The organism is Pediococcus ethanolidurans (genome assembly GCF_964062635.1).
Taxonomy (GTDB): domain Bacteria; phylum Bacillota; class Bacilli; order Lactobacillales; family Lactobacillaceae; genus Pediococcus; species Pediococcus ethanolidurans.
Map to the genome: position 1 here is coordinate 99,841 of NZ_OZ061250.1, position 21,058 is coordinate 120,898.

Here is a 21,058-nt window from a genome sequence, read left to right on the forward strand (position 1 = left end):
ACGCAGAATAAATAGGTAGTTTGTAAATGCCTTTTGTACTGCGCTTTTTATAACCATCAAATTCAAAACTTAAACCAAATACGTTTATTTATGAGACTTATGACAATTTCAAAACATGTTTTTACCAGTTGGCGTATAATTGGTGCCATACAACTTTTCGGAGGTTTTATATTATGAAAAATAATCAATTTGCTATTGAAACAGTGGATTCAGCCACAGAGCTCAGAGAGTTGCGTGCGATTCACTTCATTGATGCTTCAATTGATAATTTGGACGATCCACTTGCAGTTTGGAAAGTTCTACTACACAAAACAATTTTAGAAGCAAAAAGCGAAACAGTTTTTAAACAAAAATTGAACAATTACTTGGCAACTCCCACAGTTGCTCTAGGTGATTTTCTTGAAAGTCAGCAACCACTTACTAATGAAATCTTTTATTGCGTGGCTTTACAACTGCTTCAATTTGATGTGGACAGTGACTTTAAACTCACTGAGCCACTAACAGCCATGAAGAAGATTCAGTTGCCTGTTATGACCGACCCCATCCAATCTAAGGCCGATTTATTGCATGCCTGGTATCTACTTCTATGCACACATACCAAAAACGGCCAAACTTATTTAGATAAATTAACCCAAGATGGTTATTTTGTGTCATTTTATAAGCAAACTACTCAACCTTTGTTCTTTAATGGCAAGGCACAAGCAGTCTTTGATCCCCACCAATTAATTCGCGATGTGGTCTACGTTGAAGCACCTTTAGATACCGATCAAGATGGCAAGCGCGATTTACTTAAGGTAGAAATTCTTCGTCCACAGCAAACTGAACAGGGTTACAAAGCTCCCGTTTTGTATACGGCCAGTCCTTATAATCAAGGCATCAATGACGAAGCTGGTGATGCTGCCATGCACAATGTAGATGTCAAATTGCAAGCGAAGGAACCTAATCAGCTCAATTATAAGGATATCCATTACACTGAAAAGTCAGCATCATTACCTGCTAAACGTCAAATAGCTGGCGAACAAAAAGAAGCTGACGAAACCTTTGCGATGGAGGCTCCTTATACACTCAACGACTACTTTTTGACTCGTGGTTTTGCCGTTGTTTACGCAGCCGGAATTGGTACCAAAGATTCTGACGGAATTCGTGATACTGGTGCCGTTTCCGAAACTGTTTCAACTATTGCTGTCATTGAATGGCTAGCTGGCAATCGTACTGCCTTTACCAATAAAACTGACAACGTTGAAATCAAAGCTTGGTGGTCCAACGCCAAAATTGCGATGACTGGGCGCTCGTATTTAGGTACGCTAGCAACCGCTGCAGCTACAACTGGTGTTGAGGGCTTAAAGACGGCAATTTCCGAGGCAGCCATCTCAAGTTGGTATGACTATTACCGCGATGGTGGTTTGGTTGCCGCTCCTAATACTTTCCAAGGTGAAGATATGGACGTTTTGGCAACTGAAGTATTTAGTCGCATGCAAAACCCCGGCGATTATCTTAAAATCAAGGAATACTTTGATCAAGTTTTAACCATTATGGCTAAAGATCAGGATCGCAGCACTGGTAACTACAGCCACTATTGGGATGATCGAAATTATTTGAATAACGTCAAAAATATCAAAGCTGATATGGTTATGGTTCACGGTTTAAACGATTGGAACGTTAAACCACGAAACGTTGGTAATCTTTGGAATGCACTCCGCGATGTTCCGGTAGCTAAGAAACTTATCTTACATCAAGGTCAGCACATTTACATCAATGCTTTTCGTTCCTTGGACTTCACCGATATGATGAATCTTTGGTTCAGTCATGAATTATTTGGTATTGACAATCACGCCAAAGAATTATTACCAGACGTTTTAATTCAGGACAATACCCAACCAGAGACTTGGCATACTTATGAGGATTGGCAATCACCCGAAGATAGTCACCAAATTTTCAATTTTGAGGCTAAGGAATTGGTTCCTGAAACGGTTCCTGTTCGTACTGCTGCCGCTTCGTTTAGCGACCATCTTGATCCAGAAACATTTGACTTTTACAAAAAACATCTTGATGTTTGGGAACGTGATTTATTAACCACTAACCATGACACAACTGGTGAAAATCGTCTCCGTGACAATCGTTTAATTTTCAAAACAAGTCAATATGATCAAGATACTTACATTGATGGTCGCGTTCAACTACAGATTAGAGTAGCCGTTAATGAGCCATTTGGGATGTTAAGCTTCCAGCTAGTGGATTATGGGGATGCCAAGCGATTGACCGTTAGCCCAACAATTCTCGCATCTAAAGCATTAAGTGGCACATATGACTGGCGTAGAGATAATTTACGTGAATTTACTTTACAAAAGGAAACTACTCCTTGGAAGATGATTACAAACGGCCATATTAATTTGCAAAACCGACACAATAATTATCAAGTAGATGAATTAAAAGCCAATGACTTTTATGATTTGACTGTGGAACTTCAACCGACCTTCTATCATTTATTGACCGGCCATCAACTTGGATTAGTTGTTTACGCGACTGATTTTGGCACAACGGTCCGTGGTAACCAAGAGTTACAATACTCTCTACAAATTAACAAGTGCAAAATGAGTTTGCCGATTAAATAATTTAGTCAACCAATTAAATTGATTTCAAAAAAGATTGAAGAAAAATTTTTCTTCAATCTTTTTAATTTAGCCATTTGTCGGTCGTACATGAACAATTTCGCCACTTGTAATTTTTAACTCTTGTTGATTCGTTTTTAAAATTAACGCTCCTTCATTATCAATATTCGAAACCATACCAGTCACGGTTTGATTTTGGAACTGAACTCGCACTTGCTTGCCTATAACAGATGATTTCTCTCGATATTGTTTCATGAAATCTGCTGTTTGATAGGTATTTAAATGTTTAAAGAAATTAATAATAAACTCACTAACAAAATCAGTTTGGTTTTGACTATCTACCTGATCGCTTAATGAAACTGCAATTTGTTTAATATCGTCAGGAAACTTTTGGGTGTTAAGATTTACACCAATGCCAATAACCACACCTGTAATTTGATTTGTTCGAGGATTCGTAATGGCTTCAGCCAGAATCCCCCCTACTTTGCGATTATTTAAAATTAAATCATTCACCCATTTTATGTACAATTTTACTGAAAAAAACTTTTCAATTATTTCAGCACTAGCCACCGCGGTCATTGTAGTTAGTAACCCTGGATTAAATTTTGTGTACATCGTCGGAATCAAAAAACTAATATACAATCCCGTATCCTTAGGCGAATAAAAATTGCGACTCAATCGCCCATATCCCCCGGTCTGATGATTAGCAATAAATACCTGTGGCTGCTTGAAAGTGTCCATTTGCTGACCTATTCGTTTGGCTTCCGCATTCGTGGAATCAATTTGATCAAAAGTATGAAGTTGCACCGATAACCCTGCGATTGATAAATTACTTTCAATCTTTTTCGAATCAAATTTGATAATAACCGTCTCCTGTTCCTAATTTGTGTTAATCTTACCAATTGATGAACACTAGAACAAGTTAAACATAATTTTTTATCTTCAATTACTTTCTTGCTATGTTATTGTTGTTTTTGTTATACTGCACCATATTAATCTTTGAAGAAAGAAGGTTTCATCATGAATTTTGGTTTGATTGCCCTCATTTTTGCATTAAGTTTTGCATACATCACTATGAACACAATTCGAACACTTTTAGAAATGAAGGGATATAAATTTTGGGCTTCATTGCTTTCGATTGCTGAAATTGTAACTTACGTTGTGGGCTTAAGTTTAGTATTAAGTAAATTAAACAATGTTTGGAATGTTGCTGCCTACGCACTGGGTTATGCAACCGGAATTTATTTTGGGACTTGGTTGGAAGACAAGTTGCGTTTAGGTTTACTAGACGTTAACGTTATTCTCCCTAAAACTGATGAAAGCAAAAAATTCGCAGAGACCATTCGTGAAGAAGGTTATGGCGTTACCGTAAAAAATGCGCAGGGTCGTGAAGGAGCGCGTTTAGAATTTGAAATTTTGACTCCAAGAAAACGTGAACAACATCTTTACAACTTTATCGAAGCTAATAATCCCGATGCGTTCATCATTTCTTACGAACCTAAATTTATTAAAGGTGGTTTTTGGCGCAAAACCATGCGAAGACGTATACAAAATCGAGATCGAAACATTGAGTAGTTAGGATTCTTTTGCTAGAATAAGGGTTAACTAAAACGAAATAGGGTGATCTGGTGAAACAAGGAACAAAAATTATCACATTAGATAACGGTTATCATTTATGGACACATACAGACGGCGAAGATAGTAAAATTCATTTGCTTGCCTTGCATGGCGGCCCTGGTGGCAATCATGAATATTGGGAAAACTTTCATGATGAGCTAAAAAAACAAGGTTTAGACGTTCAAGTTCATTACTACGATCAATTAGGTTCATGGTACTCCGATCAACCTGATTATTCTGATCCTAAAATAGCTGACAAGTACCTTACCTACGATTATTTCTTGGATGAGGTTGAAGAAGTCCGTCAAAAACTTGGCATTGATCATTTTTATTTAATTGGTCAATCTTGGGGCGGTGCCTTAACCATGCTTTATGCGCTAAAGTATGGTAGTCATTTGAAAGGTGCCATTATTTCAAGTATGGTCGATAACATCGACGAATACTTGGAACATCAGGATGCCATTCGTGATGAAGCACTTTCACCTGAAGATGCGCAATTCATGCGTGATTGTGAAAAGAATGGTGACTGGCACAATGACCGTTACCAAGAACTAGTTGAAGTTTTGAATCGTGGCTATGTTGATCGTAAACAGCCACCAGCAATCTCACACTTAGTGGATACTACTGCAATTCCTGTTTACAACGCCTTTCAAGGTGACAATGAATTTGTTGTGACTGGTAAATTAAAAGAATGGGACATTCGTGATCAAATCCACAAAATTAATGTACCAACTTTATTAACTTTTGGGGAACATGAAACTATGCCATTAAAGTCTGCACAACGCATGGCACAAGAAATTCCTAACTCTCGGTTAGTTACAACGCCAAACGGTGGCCACCATCACATGATTGATAATGCACCTGTTTACTTTAAACATTTAGCTGATTATCTTCGTGATGTCGAAAGCGGCAATTTCTAAAGCTAGACTAAAAAATCTGAAATTACGTTTCATTAATGAACTTTTCATTAATGTGAACCTAATTTCAGATTTTTTGTTTAAACCAGTAGATTTTCATTAAAATAGTCGAGTTTTATAGACGAAATTATGCTGAACTTTTAATAACTTATAAAATCAAGTAAAGTGATGGATTTTACTTATGTCAACAAGGTTAAAAAAAGAACTTACTTACATAATTTGCATGACTTTTGCCATTTTTGGATTATTTCTCTGTCGAAGTAATTTTCAAGACATTCATTTTGTAGGATCCAAAACTATTAATCAAGTTACGGTCATTCAAAACCGATTCGGAAAAGTTACCGCCTATGAAGGACAGACTTCTGACAACCATAAAGTTGAACTGACAAAAAAGGACTACCAGGCTTGGGAAAACTCCTCCAATTTATCGATCACAAGAAATATTTATCACAGAGCCGATGATCGTTTGGCAGTTAAAGCCTTAAAAGTTGACTGGCAATTATTACCACTTTTTCTTGGTGGCTCTCTTTTAATCATCATCAGTTACTCGATTAGGCTTATCTTAAAATGTTTAATTTATTTCCGATTAGGTAATTCAGCTGTCATGCAACATTTAATTCGTGTGGATTTAATGATGACAACAATCATCTTAGTAATTGGGGTGACACATTGGAGCTACACGAATTACCTTGAACCATCAGCCTTTGATCATTTTCAGTCCGAAACCCACACAGTTCCGACAACTGCTAAAGTTATTGCAAGAAAGCAAACCACAAGCAGATCGGTAACTTCTCATGGCACATTTTCTACGACCACAAATAAACTAACTTTTCGTTTTCAAAATGATTTGGGCGTTACACAAAGAGTTGTCCGTGAAGGTCCTAGGAATTTTTATCACCACAAAGCTATTCAAGATTCTCTGATTATTTTACCCTACTCTGATAATTCCGGAGGGATAAGAATATCGTTAATCTCATTTATCTTGCCTAATTCTTTTCAATGCTTAATTCTGTTTTTAAATTTTGCTTTGATTTGGGTCCTTCCGCAGATACTGATTAATTTTTGGATTACATTAACTCATCTAAATAATAAAAAAAACTATTTAAAAACTTTCAAAAAGCCAATGATTAGCTCCTTGCTTATTTTAAGCCTGTTCATCTGTGCAACTGGTCAAGGTTATTTCCAAGCACACACCGTGAACCCTAATGCTTCAATTTATATAACACAAAAGGTCAGAAAAATATAAATTTTTCTGACCCTTTTCGTATCTGATAATTGAAAAATGAATCGAGTATGGTACGATTGCGGATTATTAGTGGGTTTTACTAATAATCCTTCTAAAAGTGGAATAGTGCCAGTTCTTGCGGTGCGAACTGCCGCCACAAGAATGGTCATCGTATGGAACATTAGTGATTATTAGTGGATTTTACTAATAATCCTCCTAAAGGTGGAATAGTGCCAGTTCTTGCGGTGCGAACTGCCGCCACAAGAATGGTCAACGTATGGAACATTGGTGATTATTAGTGGATTTTACTAATAATCCTCCTAAAGGTGGAATATCCCAACGATTTATTGGTATTGCCTTTGTCTATATTTATAGCTGAAACGTGCTAAGAGGAGCAGCTTCCTCCGTTTAGCTACGAAACCCCAACGATTCCTAAACCGAATCATTGGGGTTCCTAAGCTATACTCGGAAGCTAAACGCTCCTCTTAGCACTCTTTTATTTGTCCATTCTCAACTTTTCAACATTCAATTCCTTATCAATCCAATTCGTATAAAAACCATCCTCATGGCTCACAACAATCAGATTACCCCTAAATTGCTGCAGCGCCTCACTCAACGCCGCCTTCGTCTCGTCATCCAAATGATTCGTCGGTTCATCCATCACCAAAAAGTTGGACTCCACCAATTCCAACAAACACAATTTAACCTTTGTCTGCTCGCCACCACTCAAAATATGCATCGGTTTCTGCGTATCCGCCGCATTAATTCCACATTTTGCGAGCTTCGTTCGAATTGTCTTTGGCAACATCGTTGGATACTTATCCTGAATCGTTTCCAACGGATTCAATTCCGGATTATCCCAAATTAATTCCTGACTGAAATAATTAACTTTAGCAGACGGTGAAAAAACAGTTGTTCCACTCAAAGCCAGAATCTTTCCCAAAATAGACTTAATTAACGTTGATTTTCCAGCTCCATTAAAACCAGAAAAAGCAATCTTCTCTCCTGCCGTCAAACTAAACGTCACAGGCTCAAGTAATTGGCGTTTCCCATAACCCACCGCCAACTTTTTCACAGCCACTGCATTTTGAGAACCCGTTTCAAGATAAGGAAAATCAAAATGCGACCGCAGATTTTCACTTGGTGGATCAATCCTATCTAAATGAGACAACATTTTTTCTCGTGATTTTGCCATCGTAGAATGCGAACCAGCCTTATTTTTACGAATGAACTTTTCAGCCTTTTCGATCACAACTTGCTGTTTTTCAAAAGCCTTTAATTGAGACTCTTTACGCGCATCCTTTTGTTTCATCGCTGCTTTAAAATTACCACGATATTTTGTGATCTTACCAAAAGCCACGTCACAAATACAATTAGTAATTTCCTGCAAAAAATCATAATCATGCGAAATGACAATAAATGCACCAGCAAAGTTGGTTAAATAGTTTTCCAACCATTCAATATGAGCCGTATCCAAATAGTTTGTCGGTTCATCCAAAAGTAACACATCAGGATTTTGTAAAAGTAATTTGGCCAAAATGATTTTTGACCGTTGTCCGCCACTCATTTCACTCACAATGTGGTCTCTACCGATATCATCTAACCCAAGACCTGTCATCACACGTGCAATTTCCGTATCAATTTCATAAAAATTATTAGCTTCGAGCGTTTCCTGAATTCGGCCAGCCCGCTCCAACAATTCATCATCTAGCTTCTCGGCATAATCAGCATAGTATTGATCCATTTTGTCTTTTAACTCAAATAAACGGGCATACGCTGTGGTTAAAAATTGATAGAGCGTGTCTCCGTCTGGAATATCAGCATACTGATCCAAATACCCATAAGTGACTTTATTTTGCCATTTTACACTACCTTCATCAGGTAAAATTGCACCGGTTAAAATTTTAATTAACGTACTTTTCCCTGCACCATTTTGACCAACAATGCCCATATGATCCTGTTTGTTAAGTTCAAAACCCGCATCTTCATATAACTTTTTATCCGCAAATCCATGCGATAAATTCTCCACCGCTAATATACTCATAATTCTCACTTTCTATCCGTTCCTAAATCGACTAATAGTAACCGTATCACAAAGGTCTAAATACCGTCAACTGCAGTGATTTATAGGGAACGCTTCAATTTCTACTAGATAGTGCTTACATTTTGCTCTAGGCGATACAACAACCAACGCACATTTTTTAATATATTTTTCTGCATGTAATTCACTAAAGTTTTAAAGTACAAAAATTCATAAGAAACGAATATGCTATACTATTGTTAATTAATTCAATTTTATTTGAGTAAGGAAGTTTTTATCATGAACGTTCGCGAAATTGATCATATTGTCTTAACCGTCACCAACATCGAAAAAAGTTTACGTTTTTACCATGAAGTGTTTGATATGCCCATTTTAACTTTTGACGGCGATCGAAAAGCAGTTCTTTGTGGTAAGCAAAAAATCAACTTTCAGGTAGTTGATCATCCTCATGAACCAGTTGCCGACAAACCCACACCCGGTTCGGCCGATTTGTGTATTGTTGTAAAAGACAAGCTTCCCGAAGTTATTAACCATCTTAAAAGTTATTACGTTAATATTATTGAAGGTCCTGTTCAAAAAACTGGTGCGCACGGAAAACTTACTTCCATTTATGTCCGTGACCCAGACAATAATTTAATTGAAATTAGTAATTATTAAACCAGTTCAAAGTATTTAAAAAGCTTTTGGCAAAGTTAGAATCTTAACTATAACCAAAAGCTTTTTATTTTAATTTATTTGCGAACTTGACCATTTCCACGAATGACATACTTTGTTGACGTGATTTCGTTAAGTCCCATCGGCCCACGAGCATGTAACTTCTGCGTACTAATGCCAATTTCCGCACCAAACCCAAACTCATACCCATCCGTAAAGCGTGTTGAGGCATTCACATATACAACAGCGGCATCAATTTTTTTGGTGAATCGCTCACTATGCGCGTAGTTATTGGTGATAATTGCTTCACTATGTTTAGTATTGTAGCGGTTAATATGGGCAATCGCCTGATCCAAATTATCAACAATCTTAATTGCCATAATATAATCGTTATACTCGGTTCCCCAGTCATCATCGTTTGCCAAACTTATTTCTGGCAAAATTTGTTTAGCTCGTGCATCCCCACGTAAATCAACATTAAACGGCTTTAATGCTCGCGCAACCATTGGCAACAGTTTTTCTGCTACAGCCTGGTTCACGACTAATTTTTCCATTGCGTTACATACTGAAGGACGTTGTGTTTTCGCATTGACAACAATATTAGTAGCCATTTGTAAATCGGCTCCTTCATCCACATACACGTGGCAATTACCCGCCCCAGTTTCAATGACAGGAACTTTGGCCTTTTGAACAACCATTTGGATAAATTTGGCACTTCCACGAGGAATCAAAACATCCAGATATTCTGTTAGCTCCATCAAAGCAGTAGCCGTTTCATGGGAAGTGTCTGTCACGAGTTGAATATCATCTGCCAAAATATGCTCACATGTCAGTGCAGCACGCAAGGCAGTTACTAACGCTTGATTAGAATGAATAGCTTCCTTACCACCACGTAAAATAACCGCACTACCAGCCTTAAATGTTAATCCCGCGGCGTCAACGGTGACATTTGGACGCGCCTCATAGATCATGCCAATTACACCCATTGGTACCCGGATTTGTGAAATGTCCAAACCAGCTTCTGTGGTCCATCCTTTAAGAACTTCACCAATTGGATCGGCCAAACTAGCGACTTCCTCTAAGCCATCCGCCATACTGTTAATACGCGCTTCATCAAGCTTCAAACGATCCAGCATCACTTTTCTAACACCGTTATTTTGAGCATAATACATATCAATTTCATTGGCTTTTAAAATGGCAGCGCTATTCTCTCGAATCTTGGATGCCATCGCTTTTAAAACTTGATTTTTTTTGATTGTCGACAATTGAGAAAGTTGCTGTTCTGCCACTTTTGCATTTTGGCCCATTTGCGTTAATGTGATCATGCTAATCCTTCTTTCGTGACAACCTGTTTTGGTTCAAAGAGCGTACCGACTGGTTCACCAGCTAAAATATTATAAATAATGCGTGGATTTTTACCATTCGCTAAAACCATTTTTTGATGATTTTTAAGAATACGTTTGGCTGCTTTAAGTTTGGTCACCATGCCACCAGTTCCAAACTTAGTTCCGACACCACCCGCGGCTTGAATCACCGATCCATCAATACTGGTAATCGTATGATACAACTCTGCGTTAGGATTTGAAAGTGGATTGCCAGAGTAAAAGCCATCAATGTCTGACAACATAATCAATAAATCAGCATCAATGAGATTGGCTACAATTGCGGACAACTGATCATTGTCCCCAAATTTGGTTTTATGATCTAATTCATCAACAGAAACAGTATCATTTTCGTTCACAATTGGAATGACGTTCATCTTTAAAAGTTCCTGAAACGCATTGAAAACGTTTTTCTTACTTTGTGGATAAACCAGTACATCCCGCGTCAACAACATTTGGGCAACTGATTTACCATAGTGCTGAAACTCACGTTCATATATACCAAGTAATTCTCCTTGTCCAACTGAAGCAACTGCCTGTTGAGCAGGAATCGTGTCCGGTCGTGTGCTGAGGCCAAGACGTCCCATTCCCACACCAATTGCACCTGATGAAACCAAAACGACTTCTTTACCTTGATTCTTTAAATCACTTAACACAAAAGCAAGTCGTTCAATCGCACGCAAATTTAATTTACTTGTATCTTGATACAGTAACGAACTTGTTCCGATTTTAATGACAATTCGTTTTGCATCTAAATTTCTTTTATTCATGTTGCCACCGTTTCACTTTATAAGTTTCAATTCATAATTATTCTACACGCGTTCTATCATACCGAAATTCACGTATTTGTCCAAGTATTCGTCTTTTTTATAATAAAAACTAAAAAAACGGCACCTTTAGTTGCTTAGCCCAATTAACTCAATAATTTTTAAAAATTATTGAATCAATTTACACTAATAACTCAAAAGTTAACCGTTTTTCTTACACTATTTATTTTAAAATTTTAGCATCAAAATCTGGTTTCAATAAGTACTTTGCATCAAACTCAGGATCTTGTGAAGTTAAAATCTTTGGACCATCTGTTGTGACAACCAATGTATGTTCATATTGACAACTTAAGCTGCCATCCATGGTTGTGACCGTCCAGCCATCTGGTGCAGACGTGTCACAACGCCAATCACCAACGTTAACCATCGGTTCAATTGTAATTGTCATACCAGCCTTCAAGCGCAAGCCTCGACCTGCATCGCCATATCCAGGAACCATTGGATCTTCATGCATAGTAGGTTGAATACCATGACCGACAAACTCACGAACATCGCCATAACCGTGTTCATCTTCAATGTAGTGTTGCATAGCATGACCAATATCCCCAATTCGATTACCAGGAACTGCTTGATCAATACCAAGATACAATGCTTTTTTGGTCACATCCATCAGATTTTTAACTTCATCACTGACGTTTCCCACTGCGTATGCCCAACATGAATCAGACATATAGCCATCAACACTCACAACTGTATCAACTTTGACTAAATCGCCGTCTTTAATAAGAAGATCTTTACGTGGAAAACCGTGACAAACTTCATTATTAACGCTGACACAAGTTGCATATTCATAACCTTCAAAACCCTTTTCTTCAGGTTTAGCGTTATTTTCAGCCAAATAACGTAAAGCAAACTTTTCAATATCCCAACTTGAAATTCCTGGCTTAATAATGTTTCGTAAGCCAATATGCATCCCGGCTAATACAGCACCGGATTTTTGCATACCTTTAATTTCTCGTTCTGATTTTAATGTGATCATTTCACTATCTCCCAATTTTTTAATTCATCTACTCTATCTTAGCACAAGTCAAAACACTTGGTTTAGTCTGTGCGTTTTCAACCACGTCACTTAATTTTGTGTACTTTCAGAACCGGAAACAAACGTCTGCCAGTCCGGTGCCCAAACAATCCCCATTGATTTTTCACCTGTATGGACGCCCATAAACGGACCGATCTTTCCTGTTTCAATTAAAGCATTTCCATAGCGCTCACCCAACTCTAAACGCCACTGTTTGTTCAACTCGCTATCATTAGCATCAAGGACACTAATGCGTTGATTGCCCGAATTATTTAAAAGTTGTTTATCCATCATTAATTTTACTTTTTTAAACGCATTATCCATATGATGTGCGTTGGTTACCAGCGCTAATCTGCCTGTTTCATTAAACGTTAAAATTGTTCGCGTTCCTAGAATAGCTCCAATCAATGGAGAACGGCTCATGATACGACCAGTTTTAGATAAAGCACGCATATTATAAACAATTAACAGAAATGTGGTGGCTTTTTGGAGAGCCTCAACTTGTTTCAAAATGGTATGAATAGACCTTCCTTGTTCAACAAGTTTCGCAGCCAAAAGTGCAAGATTTCCCTCTGCCGCACAGGCCATCATCGAATCGATCGCATAAACGTCAAGGTCCTTAACCGAAGGGGCAAAAGCCTTCAAATTGGTAATGAAGCCACTTAATCCACCCGAAACACCCACACAAATTGCAGCTTCATATCCCTCTTTAGCTAGATTAGTGAAGACACCTTGCATTTCTGTCATTGCTACTTGGGAAGCAGTCGGAACCGTTTTGTCATTTCTGAGTTTTTCATAGAAGTCAGCAACTGACAGATCGACGCCTTCACGATATAAATGATTACCAAATAAAATTGGTTGATTAATTACAACCAAATGATACTGCTGAACTAGCGTTTCGGGAATATTAGCGGAACTATCAACAACAACCGCGATTTTCATTTTGTCACCTAGTTTTCACTTTTGAATCTAAGTATTTTTTCAACTTATCTTTTGGATAGTATCCAGTAACCTTTTCAACAGCTTTTCCATCACGAAATAACACTAGTGCTGGAATACTCATGATTTTGTATTGTTCTGCAATTTCTTGTTGGTGATCAACGTTGAGTTTACCAAATTTAATTTTACCTTCGTAATTGGATTCAAGTTGATCTAAGACAGGTTCAAGCATTTTACAAGGGCCACACCAAGGAGCCCAAAAATCAACAAGAACGAGTCCATCGGCAGTTTCTTGATCAATATTATAACTTGTAATGGTAACGGCCATGTGGTTTCCCTCCGTTTATGAAGCTTATGAATGAATTATAGCATAGTAAATAAAGTGAGCGTAGCCAGGCGATTAGTCACAGCGAAATAAGAAAGATGGAAGCGGGATCGCATCCCGCTGTGAATCTTGCTTATTTTGATGTGGCTGCCTGGTGTAGCTGTCCTAAGAAAGTGAGTGAAACCAGGCGTTTAGCTACAGCAAAATAAGAAAGATGAAAGTTAAGCCAGCAGACCTCATCCGCTTATTTTTTAATCTTCACACGATAATAATGTACAACCAGCGTGATTAATACAGCAGCCACAACGATTAAAGCAAAAATCCCTGACGGAATCTCCCATCCAATCATTGGAATAGAAACAAAGAGTTTAACACCGATAATGGCAATCAGAAAATAAGCCATGGTTTCCAACTCTGGAATTTTTCGCATGACATTCATAATAATTTCTGCAATTCCTCGCATACACAAAATACCGATCATTCCACCAATTAAAACGATCACAGGATTAGATGAAATTGCCAACGATGCTAAAACAGAATCCACAGAAAAGATAATATCCATCATTTCAATTTGAATCACTACTGACCAAAATAACGACAAATGCCCTCTTTTTTTAACAGTCATATTATTAGTAGGTTGCTTTTTTTCTTTAGATTTGGGCGCAAAGTAGCGATATACCATATATAAAAGATAGAGCGCCCCAATTATTTTGATTTCCCAAATATGAATCAGATATGTGCCAATTCCAATAACTAAGAAACGAAACACATAGGCTCCCCAAAGTCCATAGAACAATGATTTTTCACGTTCTTTTAAATTCGTTAGGACTTGTGTCTGGGTTGCTAAAACAACTGCGTTATCAACGGAAAGCAAGCATTCGATCATGACTAAAGATAAAATAATCATCCAATCATTACTTGATGTTAGCACCGTTTCCCAGTTGTGCGGGTCAAAAAAAGGACCGTATAATTTTGAAATTAATTGCATCGCTGGTGCTCCTTTCCATGGATAAAATAATACCACAATCCATCTTAAACAACCCATTATATTTACCGATTTAAACTTTCTTTTCTTCCTTACATGGACGCAGACACTGCATTGGACTAAAATTACCCTATAAGGACTTAGAACTTCTCAGCGAGGAAACAAAATGATTTCTGAAAAAAAGATCAATTCACAACATACATGGGTGGCAATTAACCAACCAACACAATCTGAAATTGCAAAAATAATTCATCATTATCATGTAACTGAAGAAATGTTAGGCTATGCCGTTGACCCGAATGAACGTGCACGAATCGAAACTGATCGCGATGCCAATATTTTTCTCATTATTTTTGATGTCCTATCTAAGGATATTACCGATAGTGGCAGTACCGAACCAATTGGCATTATGTTGGTTAACGATTATATTTTAACTTTTACGCGAACTTCAACGGAATTTGTTGAAACCATCTTTAACCAACAACTTACTACTGCCATTGAACATGCCAAAACAGAAGTCACGCCATTAACAATTATTTTTCGCACCCTTTACCGACTCTCTGTTCAGTATTTTGATGCTGTTACCAATATCAATCGACAACGACAACAAATTCAAAAAACGATGATTCATCATATCTCACGACATTCTATCTCTGATATGCTTCATCTTGAAACGAGTTTGGTTTATTATTTGACTTCACTAAAAACTAATAACGCACTGTTAACTAGCATGAATCGTATGCAAGATATTCAAATGACGAAAGATCAACATGAACAACTCGAAGATGTTATTGTTGAATCTCAACAAGGTGAAGAAATGGCTCAGTTAGCCACTGATATTATCGAACGTGTTGCCAATGCCAATTCAAACATTTTGGACAGTGATTTGAATAACACAATGAAATTTTTAACCGTTTTTTCTATTGTATTGGCTGTTCCTTCGATTGTTTTTGGTTTTTTTGGTCAAAACGTTTTGGTTCCCTTCCAGCATTCAATAGTCGGTTGGGAAGCCACAATTCTAATTACAATTATTTTAATTTTAATTGTGCTTTTGGTTTTAAATTTCAATAACTTTTTTAAAAAATAATTTTTGAATTAAAAAGCGTATTTAACTCATAGAGCTATCTATTGAAAATAGCAAATACGTAATACATAAGGAATGAACATATTATGCAAAAGAAAAATACCCTTCAAATAGCAAGTTTAATCACCTGGTTTATTCTCTTGGTCGGTATGATTATTTTGCTACCTAATTCGCTCAGTTGGAACTCTAGCTATAGCCAACAGCTCCCTACAGATAGTGCACCAAGTGCAACCATCGTTTACACAAATAAAGACGGCGCTTTGACCACCACTCAAAAAAAGGCCATTCAAACAAATCAGAAGAAACTGAGAGCTAATCAAAAATTTCTCGGCATTCAAAGTGTTGAGATTGACAATGACCCAAGCTCCACACAACGTTTAGATTCGGCAGATAAGTCTACTGTATTGAATGTTTTACATTTTAAACAATCTCAAAAACAATTTCATATTTTAATTCCACAAATTTACAGTTTAATTCAAACACCTGGCGTTCATGCCTACATTACAGGTAACGGTGTGTTACAAATTGCCCGTGTGCAAGCCATTCAAACTGCTAACAAACTTGTAATTATCATTTGTTGTGTATTGACAACGTTAATTATTGGTATTCTTTTTCGATCAATTTTGGCACCACTAATCGCTTTATTACTTTCTGGAATTGTTTATTTAACAAGTTTTTCAATTGCAACACTTGCTGCTCGCTTTTTAAACACGCCATACACGGCCTATACCAACACAATTATGGTAGTCGTTAGTTTTGGATTGGTCCCCATTATTATCAGTATTTTCTACCGCCGCTACTGTAATCACTATGAAAATCAGAATGCCATCAGAACTCTTTACTGGGATTCTTGGCTACCATCCCTACTTAGTATTTTCCCACTAGCCATTGTTGGCACTGCCTTGCTACTGGCAAAGAACTTAACTTTACGTTCCTTGTGGATCTTAGCCGTTGCTCTCCTTATAGCTTGGATTGTTTTCTATACGCTAATGCCTGCAATGACAGAATTTTTAGATGACTTATTTTTCTGGCCTGGCGATGGACGTAATTTCAATCCAACCTCCACTTTTTGGCAGTTCAGCACAGCTTGGGGCAAACACCATGCGTTAATAAGCTTGGGAAGCATTTTTATACTATTTTTGCTTGGTACTTTCATAAAAACGACTCCTTTGAATTGGTCCAGCGTTATTGATACTCCTTTTTCTAGCCAAGCAAAAATTGGTGCAACCGTAATTTCAAGCCATTATCCCATAGGCAAAGTTTCACCAATCACTGTTACAATGACTAACAAGAAATCAACTTTATCAACAAAAAACATGGCAGTCATCAATCAGTTAGCAGAGAAGTTAAAGACTAACAAAAAAGTTGCTAACGTGTATTCAATTTCCCAACCGGGGGGAACACCGTTTACAAACTTGTACGTTAACAAACAATTAGCTAATGTAACTAGTCAACTTGCAGCAGCTAATCTAAATTTAACTAACACGCAAAAATCTCTTAAAAATTCGCAAAAACAATTAAAAGACTTGAATCTAAAAACCGCTTTAAAACAATTAACTAAAAATGCCAGTAATTTAAGTAAAATTCAGTCACAAAGTTCACAAGTGGCAGATCAAGCTTCAGAATTAACAAATGATATTGATACAATTCAATCCCAACAAACTGAACTGACACGAATTTTAAAATCCGAAAATTCAAGTACTGTTTCTGTTCGCCGGGCACTATCAGCTTTAAACACCCAAAGTAAAAACTTAATTAATGATTTAAAAACTCTGCGTCATAACATTCAGGTCATTAGCTCAAATAATAATGTAATTGCGGATAACATTAGTCAAGTTGAAGATGATCAACAAAGTGTGACTGATGATTTTCAAACGGCACAAACTATTCTAAAAAACACGGATAAAGACTTAACCAAGGACAGCAAAAACGTTCAAATTGCTCAACAAAATCTAATTGGTGAGCAAAGCTTTTTAGGTAACTTGAGTAACTCTGGAATCCTAAATATTCTTTATATGACACCGCAAAACTTGAGAACGACTCCAATGAAAAATGCCATTGGTCAGTTTAACAAAACTAAAAATAAAATAACCGTCATTTCAATTGTTCTAAATACAGAATCGGCTTCAAATGCAGCTACAACCAACTTAAATCAGATAAAACACCTGATTAGTTCAACTTTATCTGGAACCTCGTTATCTATAAGTTCAGTAAGTTATTCGGGTGATACAGTTTACGTTGCTCAACAGAAACAAGCTTTGAATCATGACATAACTCATTTGCTTCCCTGGCTAGTTGGTTTTGTGGTAATATATCTCTTACTTTTGTCACAATCGCTGTTTGCCATTTATGCAAGTATCAGTCTATTAATTGCCTTTTTTGGTAGCCTACAGATTACCAATTGGTTTTCAAATATACTTTTGAAAACCCCATTAGTAGCTGATGTACCACTAATTTCAGGTTTACTCTTGCTTTGCCTAGGACTGGGATTTCTCGTTCCTACAATCTTACGAACCACTCGTTGCTCTACAGATAACTACTTAGGTTCACTGAATCAATTTGATCCATTTTTAATTTTGATTGGCATGTTTGAATTTGCGTTATTACTCGCACTTGGTTTTACACAGTTATTGTCCTTTATTCAAATTGCACTAGTCATGTTTGTAACCACCCTCATCTGGGAGTCGCTTTTCCCTGTTGGTATTGCTGCTACGCTACACTTGACCTATGACAAGAGTTAATTAAAACGGGAATAAGTGTCTTTCTCAATCTAAAAAATTTCGATTTATGAACTTTATATCTAAAAAAGTGGAAAATAAGGCTGATTGCTTGGCTTGGCTATGATCGTCAAACGATTCTCAATCGAATCATTTGTCTGTCTAGGCCATGCTTAGAATCTAAACGCCCTATTTCCCACTTTTTTATTTAATTTTTTGCTCTCTTTCGACGTACTTTAACTTCCATTACCCACGTTGTAACCGGGATTGTTAAAATAACACCAATAAACGAAATTAAAATCATCAGTAGCTCTGACACAAAAATCTTATTATTTATAAATTCTCCCCACGTATAGTTCAAACGTTCGAACCAGATAAATAAACTTAAAAATCCACCAAAGAAACCAAAGAATAACGTATTAAAAGTTGTGCCGATAATTTGTTTGCCAACTGATATACCATCTTTAAACAACCGTGCAGAAGGCAGATCTGGATTTTGACTTAAGATTTCACCTAGTCCAGCCGCAATGGCCATTGCAGCTTCAGCAATGGCTCCCAAACTACTTAAAATTGTCGTTGCAATAGAAACGTCCAAAAATCTGATTCCCACAAGTAATGACATGCCCTCAAGATCTTCCGTATTTTCATTACCAAATCCTTGAACAACGGCCCAGTGTTCAATCGGAACAATAAGCAAAACTATCAAGACCATCACTAAAACTGAGCCGTAAAAGGCCGTTTCAGTGGTTAACAGATTGTCATCACCCAAGTAAATCGTAACCGCTAAAATAATTACCGCATTTAATAGTGTTACCCCTAAAATGGGAAAATTTAATCCGATTAAGACAACTGTTAAGAAAATCAAAGCAAAATTAATTGCTAAACTCAAAAAAGATTTTAAACCTTGTAAACCACCAACTAGAACCATAGCAGTAAACAAGATCAACACTAGCACAAAAATTGTGCTCATAGTCGATCACCTCTTTTGAGCAAACTACTGGCAAACCAGCTCGCAGCAGGAATTGCTAGTACAATTCCAATGCCACTAACTAGACTTTGAACCATCCCTAAAGACATATTCATTGTAAACGCATAGCCCCAACTATCACCATTACGCAAATATAACACCATCATACCAAAAGTATCAGCCATAAAAATCAAAAAAAGGACATTGATCAATGGTCCCATAATTGATTTACCAATTTCACGACCAGAAAGAAATAATTGACGCTGGGTAATGTTAGGTGTTTCACGATGGAGGGCGAATAGGCTCGAAATAATATCCGTCGATTCATCCATTACGGCACCCAACGAACCCAGAATTGTTTCAGCGATAAAAACAGGTTGCAGATTTTGGGTAACATATTCCATCATTTCAAAATGTAGTCCCTGTTCATGCGTAAATTTCAAAACTAACAGTGTGACAATCACTGCCCCTACTGTTCCTAAGATTGTGGCTCCAAACGTAACCAACATTTGCTTTGTTTTTCCCAATACTAAAAACAGAGTTAATCCGGCAAAGACAAACGCTAAAATACCGAAAATCAATAAAATATTTGTTCCTTGTAGCCAAACATCTAATTTAATTGCCAAGAAAAATAAAACACCGTTTAATAAAACACTTAGTAAAGCCATAAAGCCACTAAATTTCATCGTTAATAACAATAAACTAATTGCCAAGAAACTTAGAAAAACAATCACAGTGTCCCGTTTTAAATCTGTTATTGTACCTTGTAATTTATGATTAGCCTTTTTTTGAATATTCAAAAAAAGTTGTTGATTCTTTCGATAAGCTTGATCCATCGCATTCGAGGCCGAAAACGTATTTTGAACCCGTAAAACTTTATTTCGATAATGACCATTTAAAATTCGAACCTTTAAAAGTTGTTTCTGTGAAAAATCATGGTTATGAAAGTTGTCGGTCTGAGAAACCTTTTTTTGATTAGTTACCTTAATTACTTGACCAACCGGTGTTTGGTAGAGTGCAGCATCATGTTGTGTTGCCCAGCACAACAACCCACCCAGCAAAATCACTAATATGATCGTCAACCAACTTGCCTGATACTTGGGTTGAATTTTATTCACAATCTTTTCATCCCAATCCTAAGAACTATTTACTTAATTTTTTAATCATTTTGTGATGTGCAACGCCAGCTTCCATTACCTGATCACCAACGACTTTATAGCCATTGTTTAAATAAAAGTTTTGCGCATGATCCTGGGCAAAAAGCCACACTTGATCTACGTCATTAATTTTAGCATTGTGTTCAATAGCTTTAAAAATTTGTGAAGATAATCCCTGGTGTCGGTATTCCTGTAACGTACACACTCTTTGAACCAATGTGCCTTGCTCAGTTGTCATTACGCGAGCCGTAGTAACCGGTTTATTATCAATATAACCTACATAATATAAACACCGATTTTCATTCTCATCTTGTTCAATGGCAGCATCAATTTGTTGCTCTTGAATAAAGACCGCGGTTCTAACTTTCATACTATCATCGTACACTAGATTATCATTACCAAATGCCGTTTTTATTTTCATTTTTACCATCCATTCAAATTTTCTTTTATTTTTAAATTATAAACTTTTTATCGCTAGAAAAACAAACTCAACCTAAATTTAAGTATTTTCTTAATAAAGTTATGTTAAAATGACTTTATGTTTGTGAATCGGATCTTAAGTTAAAAGAAGATTTTCACAGGAAGGTTAGCATT

The 21,058-nt window shown here is 36.9% G+C and carries 18 protein-coding genes; 7 read left to right on the forward strand and 11 right to left on the reverse strand.

The genetic code is table 11. The features are described from left to right. The first annotated feature begins 173 nt into the window (after positions 1–173). The gene (locus tag AB3219_RS00490) at positions 174–2,612 is read left to right on the forward strand and encodes a Xaa-Pro dipeptidyl-peptidase (RefSeq protein WP_216753664.1); all 2,439 of its coding nucleotides are present in this window, start codon (positions 174–176) and stop codon (positions 2,610–2,612) included. A gap of 66 nt (positions 2,613–2,678) precedes the next feature. On the opposite strand, the gene AB3219_RS00495 is transcribed toward AB3219_RS00490, so the two are convergent. Next, positions 2,679–3,416 carry a biotin--[acetyl-CoA-carboxylase] ligase gene (locus AB3219_RS00495; protein ID WP_216753665.1) on the reverse strand — a complete coding sequence of 246 codons (738 nt, stop codon included), beginning with the start codon at positions 3,414–3,416 and terminating at the stop codon, positions 2,679–2,681. Between the two features lie 213 nt (positions 3,417–3,629). On the opposite strand from AB3219_RS00495, the gene AB3219_RS00500 reads away from it, so the two are divergent. The 3 genes from AB3219_RS00500 to AB3219_RS00510 all read left to right on the forward strand — a co-directional run bounded on the left by AB3219_RS00500 (position 3,630) and on the right by AB3219_RS00510 (position 6,389). Beyond that, the gene (locus tag AB3219_RS00500; RefSeq protein WP_216753666.1) at positions 3,630–4,184 is read left to right on the forward strand and encodes a DUF2179 domain-containing protein; all 555 of its coding nucleotides are present in this window, start codon (positions 3,630–3,632) and stop codon (positions 4,182–4,184) included. Positions 4,185–4,237: 53 nt separating this feature from the next. Continuing rightward, the gene (locus AB3219_RS00505) at positions 4,238–5,146 is read left to right on the forward strand and encodes a proline-specific peptidase family protein (protein ID WP_216753667.1); all 909 of its coding nucleotides are present in this window, start codon (positions 4,238–4,240) and stop codon (positions 5,144–5,146) included. A 220-nt stretch (positions 5,147–5,366) separates the two neighbouring features. Then, positions 5,367–6,389 carry a hypothetical protein gene (locus tag AB3219_RS00510; RefSeq protein WP_367369230.1) on the forward strand — a complete coding sequence of 341 codons (1,023 nt, stop codon included), beginning with the start codon at positions 5,367–5,369 and terminating at the stop codon, positions 6,387–6,389. 475 nt (positions 6,390–6,864) lie between these two features. Here AB3219_RS00510 and AB3219_RS00515 read toward each other — a convergent pair whose 3' ends face one another. Further along, positions 6,865–8,412 carry an ABC-F family ATP-binding cassette domain-containing protein gene (locus AB3219_RS00515; protein WP_263749616.1) on the reverse strand — a complete coding sequence of 516 codons (1,548 nt, stop codon included), beginning with the start codon at positions 8,410–8,412 and terminating at the stop codon, positions 6,865–6,867. A 276-nt stretch (positions 8,413–8,688) separates the two neighbouring features. Between AB3219_RS00515 and AB3219_RS00520 the strand changes: the two genes are divergently transcribed. After that, positions 8,689–9,066 (forward strand): VOC family protein, encoded by a 378-nt coding sequence (locus AB3219_RS00520; RefSeq protein WP_216753671.1) that lies wholly within the window; start codon positions 8,689–8,691, stop codon positions 9,064–9,066. 74 nt (positions 9,067–9,140) lie between these two features. Here the strand turns inward: AB3219_RS00520 and AB3219_RS00525 are convergent, their stop codons facing one another. The 6 genes from AB3219_RS00525 to AB3219_RS00550 all read right to left on the reverse strand — a co-directional run bounded on the left by AB3219_RS00525 (position 9,141) and on the right by AB3219_RS00550 (position 14,542). Then, complete coding sequence (locus AB3219_RS00525) at positions 9,141–10,388, reverse strand: glutamate-5-semialdehyde dehydrogenase (protein WP_216753672.1); 1,248 nt, start codon at positions 10,386–10,388, stop codon at positions 9,141–9,143. Continuing rightward, the gene (gene proB, locus AB3219_RS00530) at positions 10,385–11,215 is read right to left on the reverse strand and encodes a glutamate 5-kinase (RefSeq protein WP_216753673.1); all 831 of its coding nucleotides are present in this window, start codon (positions 11,213–11,215) and stop codon (positions 10,385–10,387) included. Before proB ends, AB3219_RS00525 begins: the two co-directional genes overlap by 4 nt. A 220-nt stretch (positions 11,216–11,435) precedes the next feature. Then, entirely contained in the window at positions 11,436–12,251 is an 816-nt protein-coding gene (gene map, locus AB3219_RS00535; RefSeq protein ID WP_216753674.1) for a type I methionyl aminopeptidase, read from the reverse strand. Positions 12,252–12,341: 90 nt separating this feature from the next. Further along, on the reverse strand, positions 12,342–13,232 hold the full coding sequence (locus AB3219_RS00540) for a DegV family protein (RefSeq protein ID WP_216753675.1): 891 nt from the start codon (positions 13,230–13,232) through the stop codon (positions 12,342–12,344). A gap of 4 nt (positions 13,233–13,236) precedes the next feature. Continuing rightward, on the reverse strand, positions 13,237–13,557 hold the full coding sequence (gene trxA / locus AB3219_RS00545) for a thioredoxin (RefSeq protein ID WP_216753676.1): 321 nt from the start codon (positions 13,555–13,557) through the stop codon (positions 13,237–13,239). A 241-nt stretch (positions 13,558–13,798) separates the two neighbouring features. Further along, complete coding sequence (locus AB3219_RS00550; RefSeq protein ID WP_057805883.1) at positions 13,799–14,542, reverse strand: TerC family protein; 744 nt, start codon at positions 14,540–14,542, stop codon at positions 13,799–13,801. A gap of 163 nt (positions 14,543–14,705) precedes the next feature. Between AB3219_RS00550 and AB3219_RS00555 the strand changes: the two genes are divergently transcribed. Next, positions 14,706–15,626 (forward strand): magnesium transporter CorA family protein, encoded by a 921-nt coding sequence (locus tag AB3219_RS00555; protein WP_263807426.1) that lies wholly within the window; start codon positions 14,706–14,708, stop codon positions 15,624–15,626. An 83-nt stretch (positions 15,627–15,709) separates the two neighbouring features. Beyond that, on the forward strand, positions 15,710–18,364 hold the full coding sequence (locus AB3219_RS00560; RefSeq protein ID WP_367369231.1) for an MMPL family transporter: 2,655 nt from the start codon (positions 15,710–15,712) through the stop codon (positions 18,362–18,364). Positions 18,365–18,548: 184 nt separating this feature from the next. Here the strand turns inward: AB3219_RS00560 and AB3219_RS00565 are convergent, their stop codons facing one another. From AB3219_RS00565 to AB3219_RS00575, 3 genes are read right to left on the reverse strand one after another with little or no spacing between them, the layout of a single operon-like run. After that, the gene (locus AB3219_RS00565) at positions 18,549–19,310 is read right to left on the reverse strand and encodes a YibE/F family protein (RefSeq protein WP_216753680.1); all 762 of its coding nucleotides are present in this window, start codon (positions 19,308–19,310) and stop codon (positions 18,549–18,551) included. Further along, on the reverse strand, positions 19,307–20,425 hold the full coding sequence (locus AB3219_RS00570) for a YibE/F family protein (protein ID WP_263794669.1): 1,119 nt from the start codon (positions 20,423–20,425) through the stop codon (positions 19,307–19,309). Before AB3219_RS00570 ends, AB3219_RS00565 begins: the two co-directional genes overlap by 4 nt. A 25-nt stretch (positions 20,426–20,450) precedes the next feature. Continuing rightward, a complete protein-coding gene (locus AB3219_RS00575; RefSeq protein ID WP_216753682.1) occupies positions 20,451–20,885 on the reverse strand; it encodes a GNAT family N-acetyltransferase in 435 nt (144 codons plus the stop codon). Between the last annotated feature and the right edge of the window lie 173 nt (positions 20,886–21,058).

Bases quoted from the DNA above. Each gene is read 5' to 3' on its own strand.
- AB3219_RS00510 (WP_367369230.1), top strand. From the start codon at position 5,367: ATGACTTTTGCCATTTTTGGATTATTTCTCTGTCGAAGTAATTTTCAA.
- AB3219_RS00540 (WP_216753675.1), bottom strand. From the start codon at position 13,232: ATGAAAATCGCGGTTGTTGTTGATAGTTCCGCTAATATTCCCGAAACG.
- trxA (WP_216753676.1), bottom strand. From the start codon at position 13,557: ATGGCCGTTACCATTACAAGTTATAATATTGATCAAGAAACTGCCGAT.
- AB3219_RS00550 (WP_057805883.1), bottom strand. From the start codon at position 14,542: ATGCAATTAATTTCAAAATTATACGGTCCTTTTTTTGACCCGCACAAC.
- AB3219_RS00525 (WP_216753672.1), bottom strand. From the start codon at position 10,388: ATGATCACATTAACGCAAATGGGCCAAAATGCAAAAGTGGCAGAACAG.
- AB3219_RS00555 (WP_263807426.1), top strand. From the start codon at position 14,706: ATGATTTCTGAAAAAAAGATCAATTCACAACATACATGGGTGGCAATT.
- AB3219_RS00560 (WP_367369231.1), top strand. From the start codon at position 15,710: ATGCAAAAGAAAAATACCCTTCAAATAGCAAGTTTAATCACCTGGTTT.
- AB3219_RS00500 (WP_216753666.1), top strand. From the start codon at position 3,630: ATGAATTTTGGTTTGATTGCCCTCATTTTTGCATTAAGTTTTGCATAC.
- AB3219_RS00565 (WP_216753680.1), bottom strand. From the start codon at position 19,310: ATGAGCACAATTTTTGTGCTAGTGTTGATCTTGTTTACTGCTATGGTT.
- AB3219_RS00520 (WP_216753671.1), top strand. From the start codon at position 8,689: ATGAACGTTCGCGAAATTGATCATATTGTCTTAACCGTCACCAACATC.
- AB3219_RS00490 (WP_216753664.1), top strand. From the start codon at position 174: ATGAAAAATAATCAATTTGCTATTGAAACAGTGGATTCAGCCACAGAG.
- map (WP_216753674.1), bottom strand. From the start codon at position 12,251: ATGATCACATTAAAATCAGAACGAGAAATTAAAGGTATGCAAAAATCC.
- proB (WP_216753673.1), bottom strand. From the start codon at position 11,215: ATGAATAAAAGAAATTTAGATGCAAAACGAATTGTCATTAAAATCGGA.
- AB3219_RS00575 (WP_216753682.1), bottom strand. From the start codon at position 20,885: ATGAAAATAAAAACGGCATTTGGTAATGATAATCTAGTGTACGATGAT.
- AB3219_RS00515 (WP_263749616.1), bottom strand. From the start codon at position 8,412: ATGAGTATATTAGCGGTGGAGAATTTATCGCATGGATTTGCGGATAAA.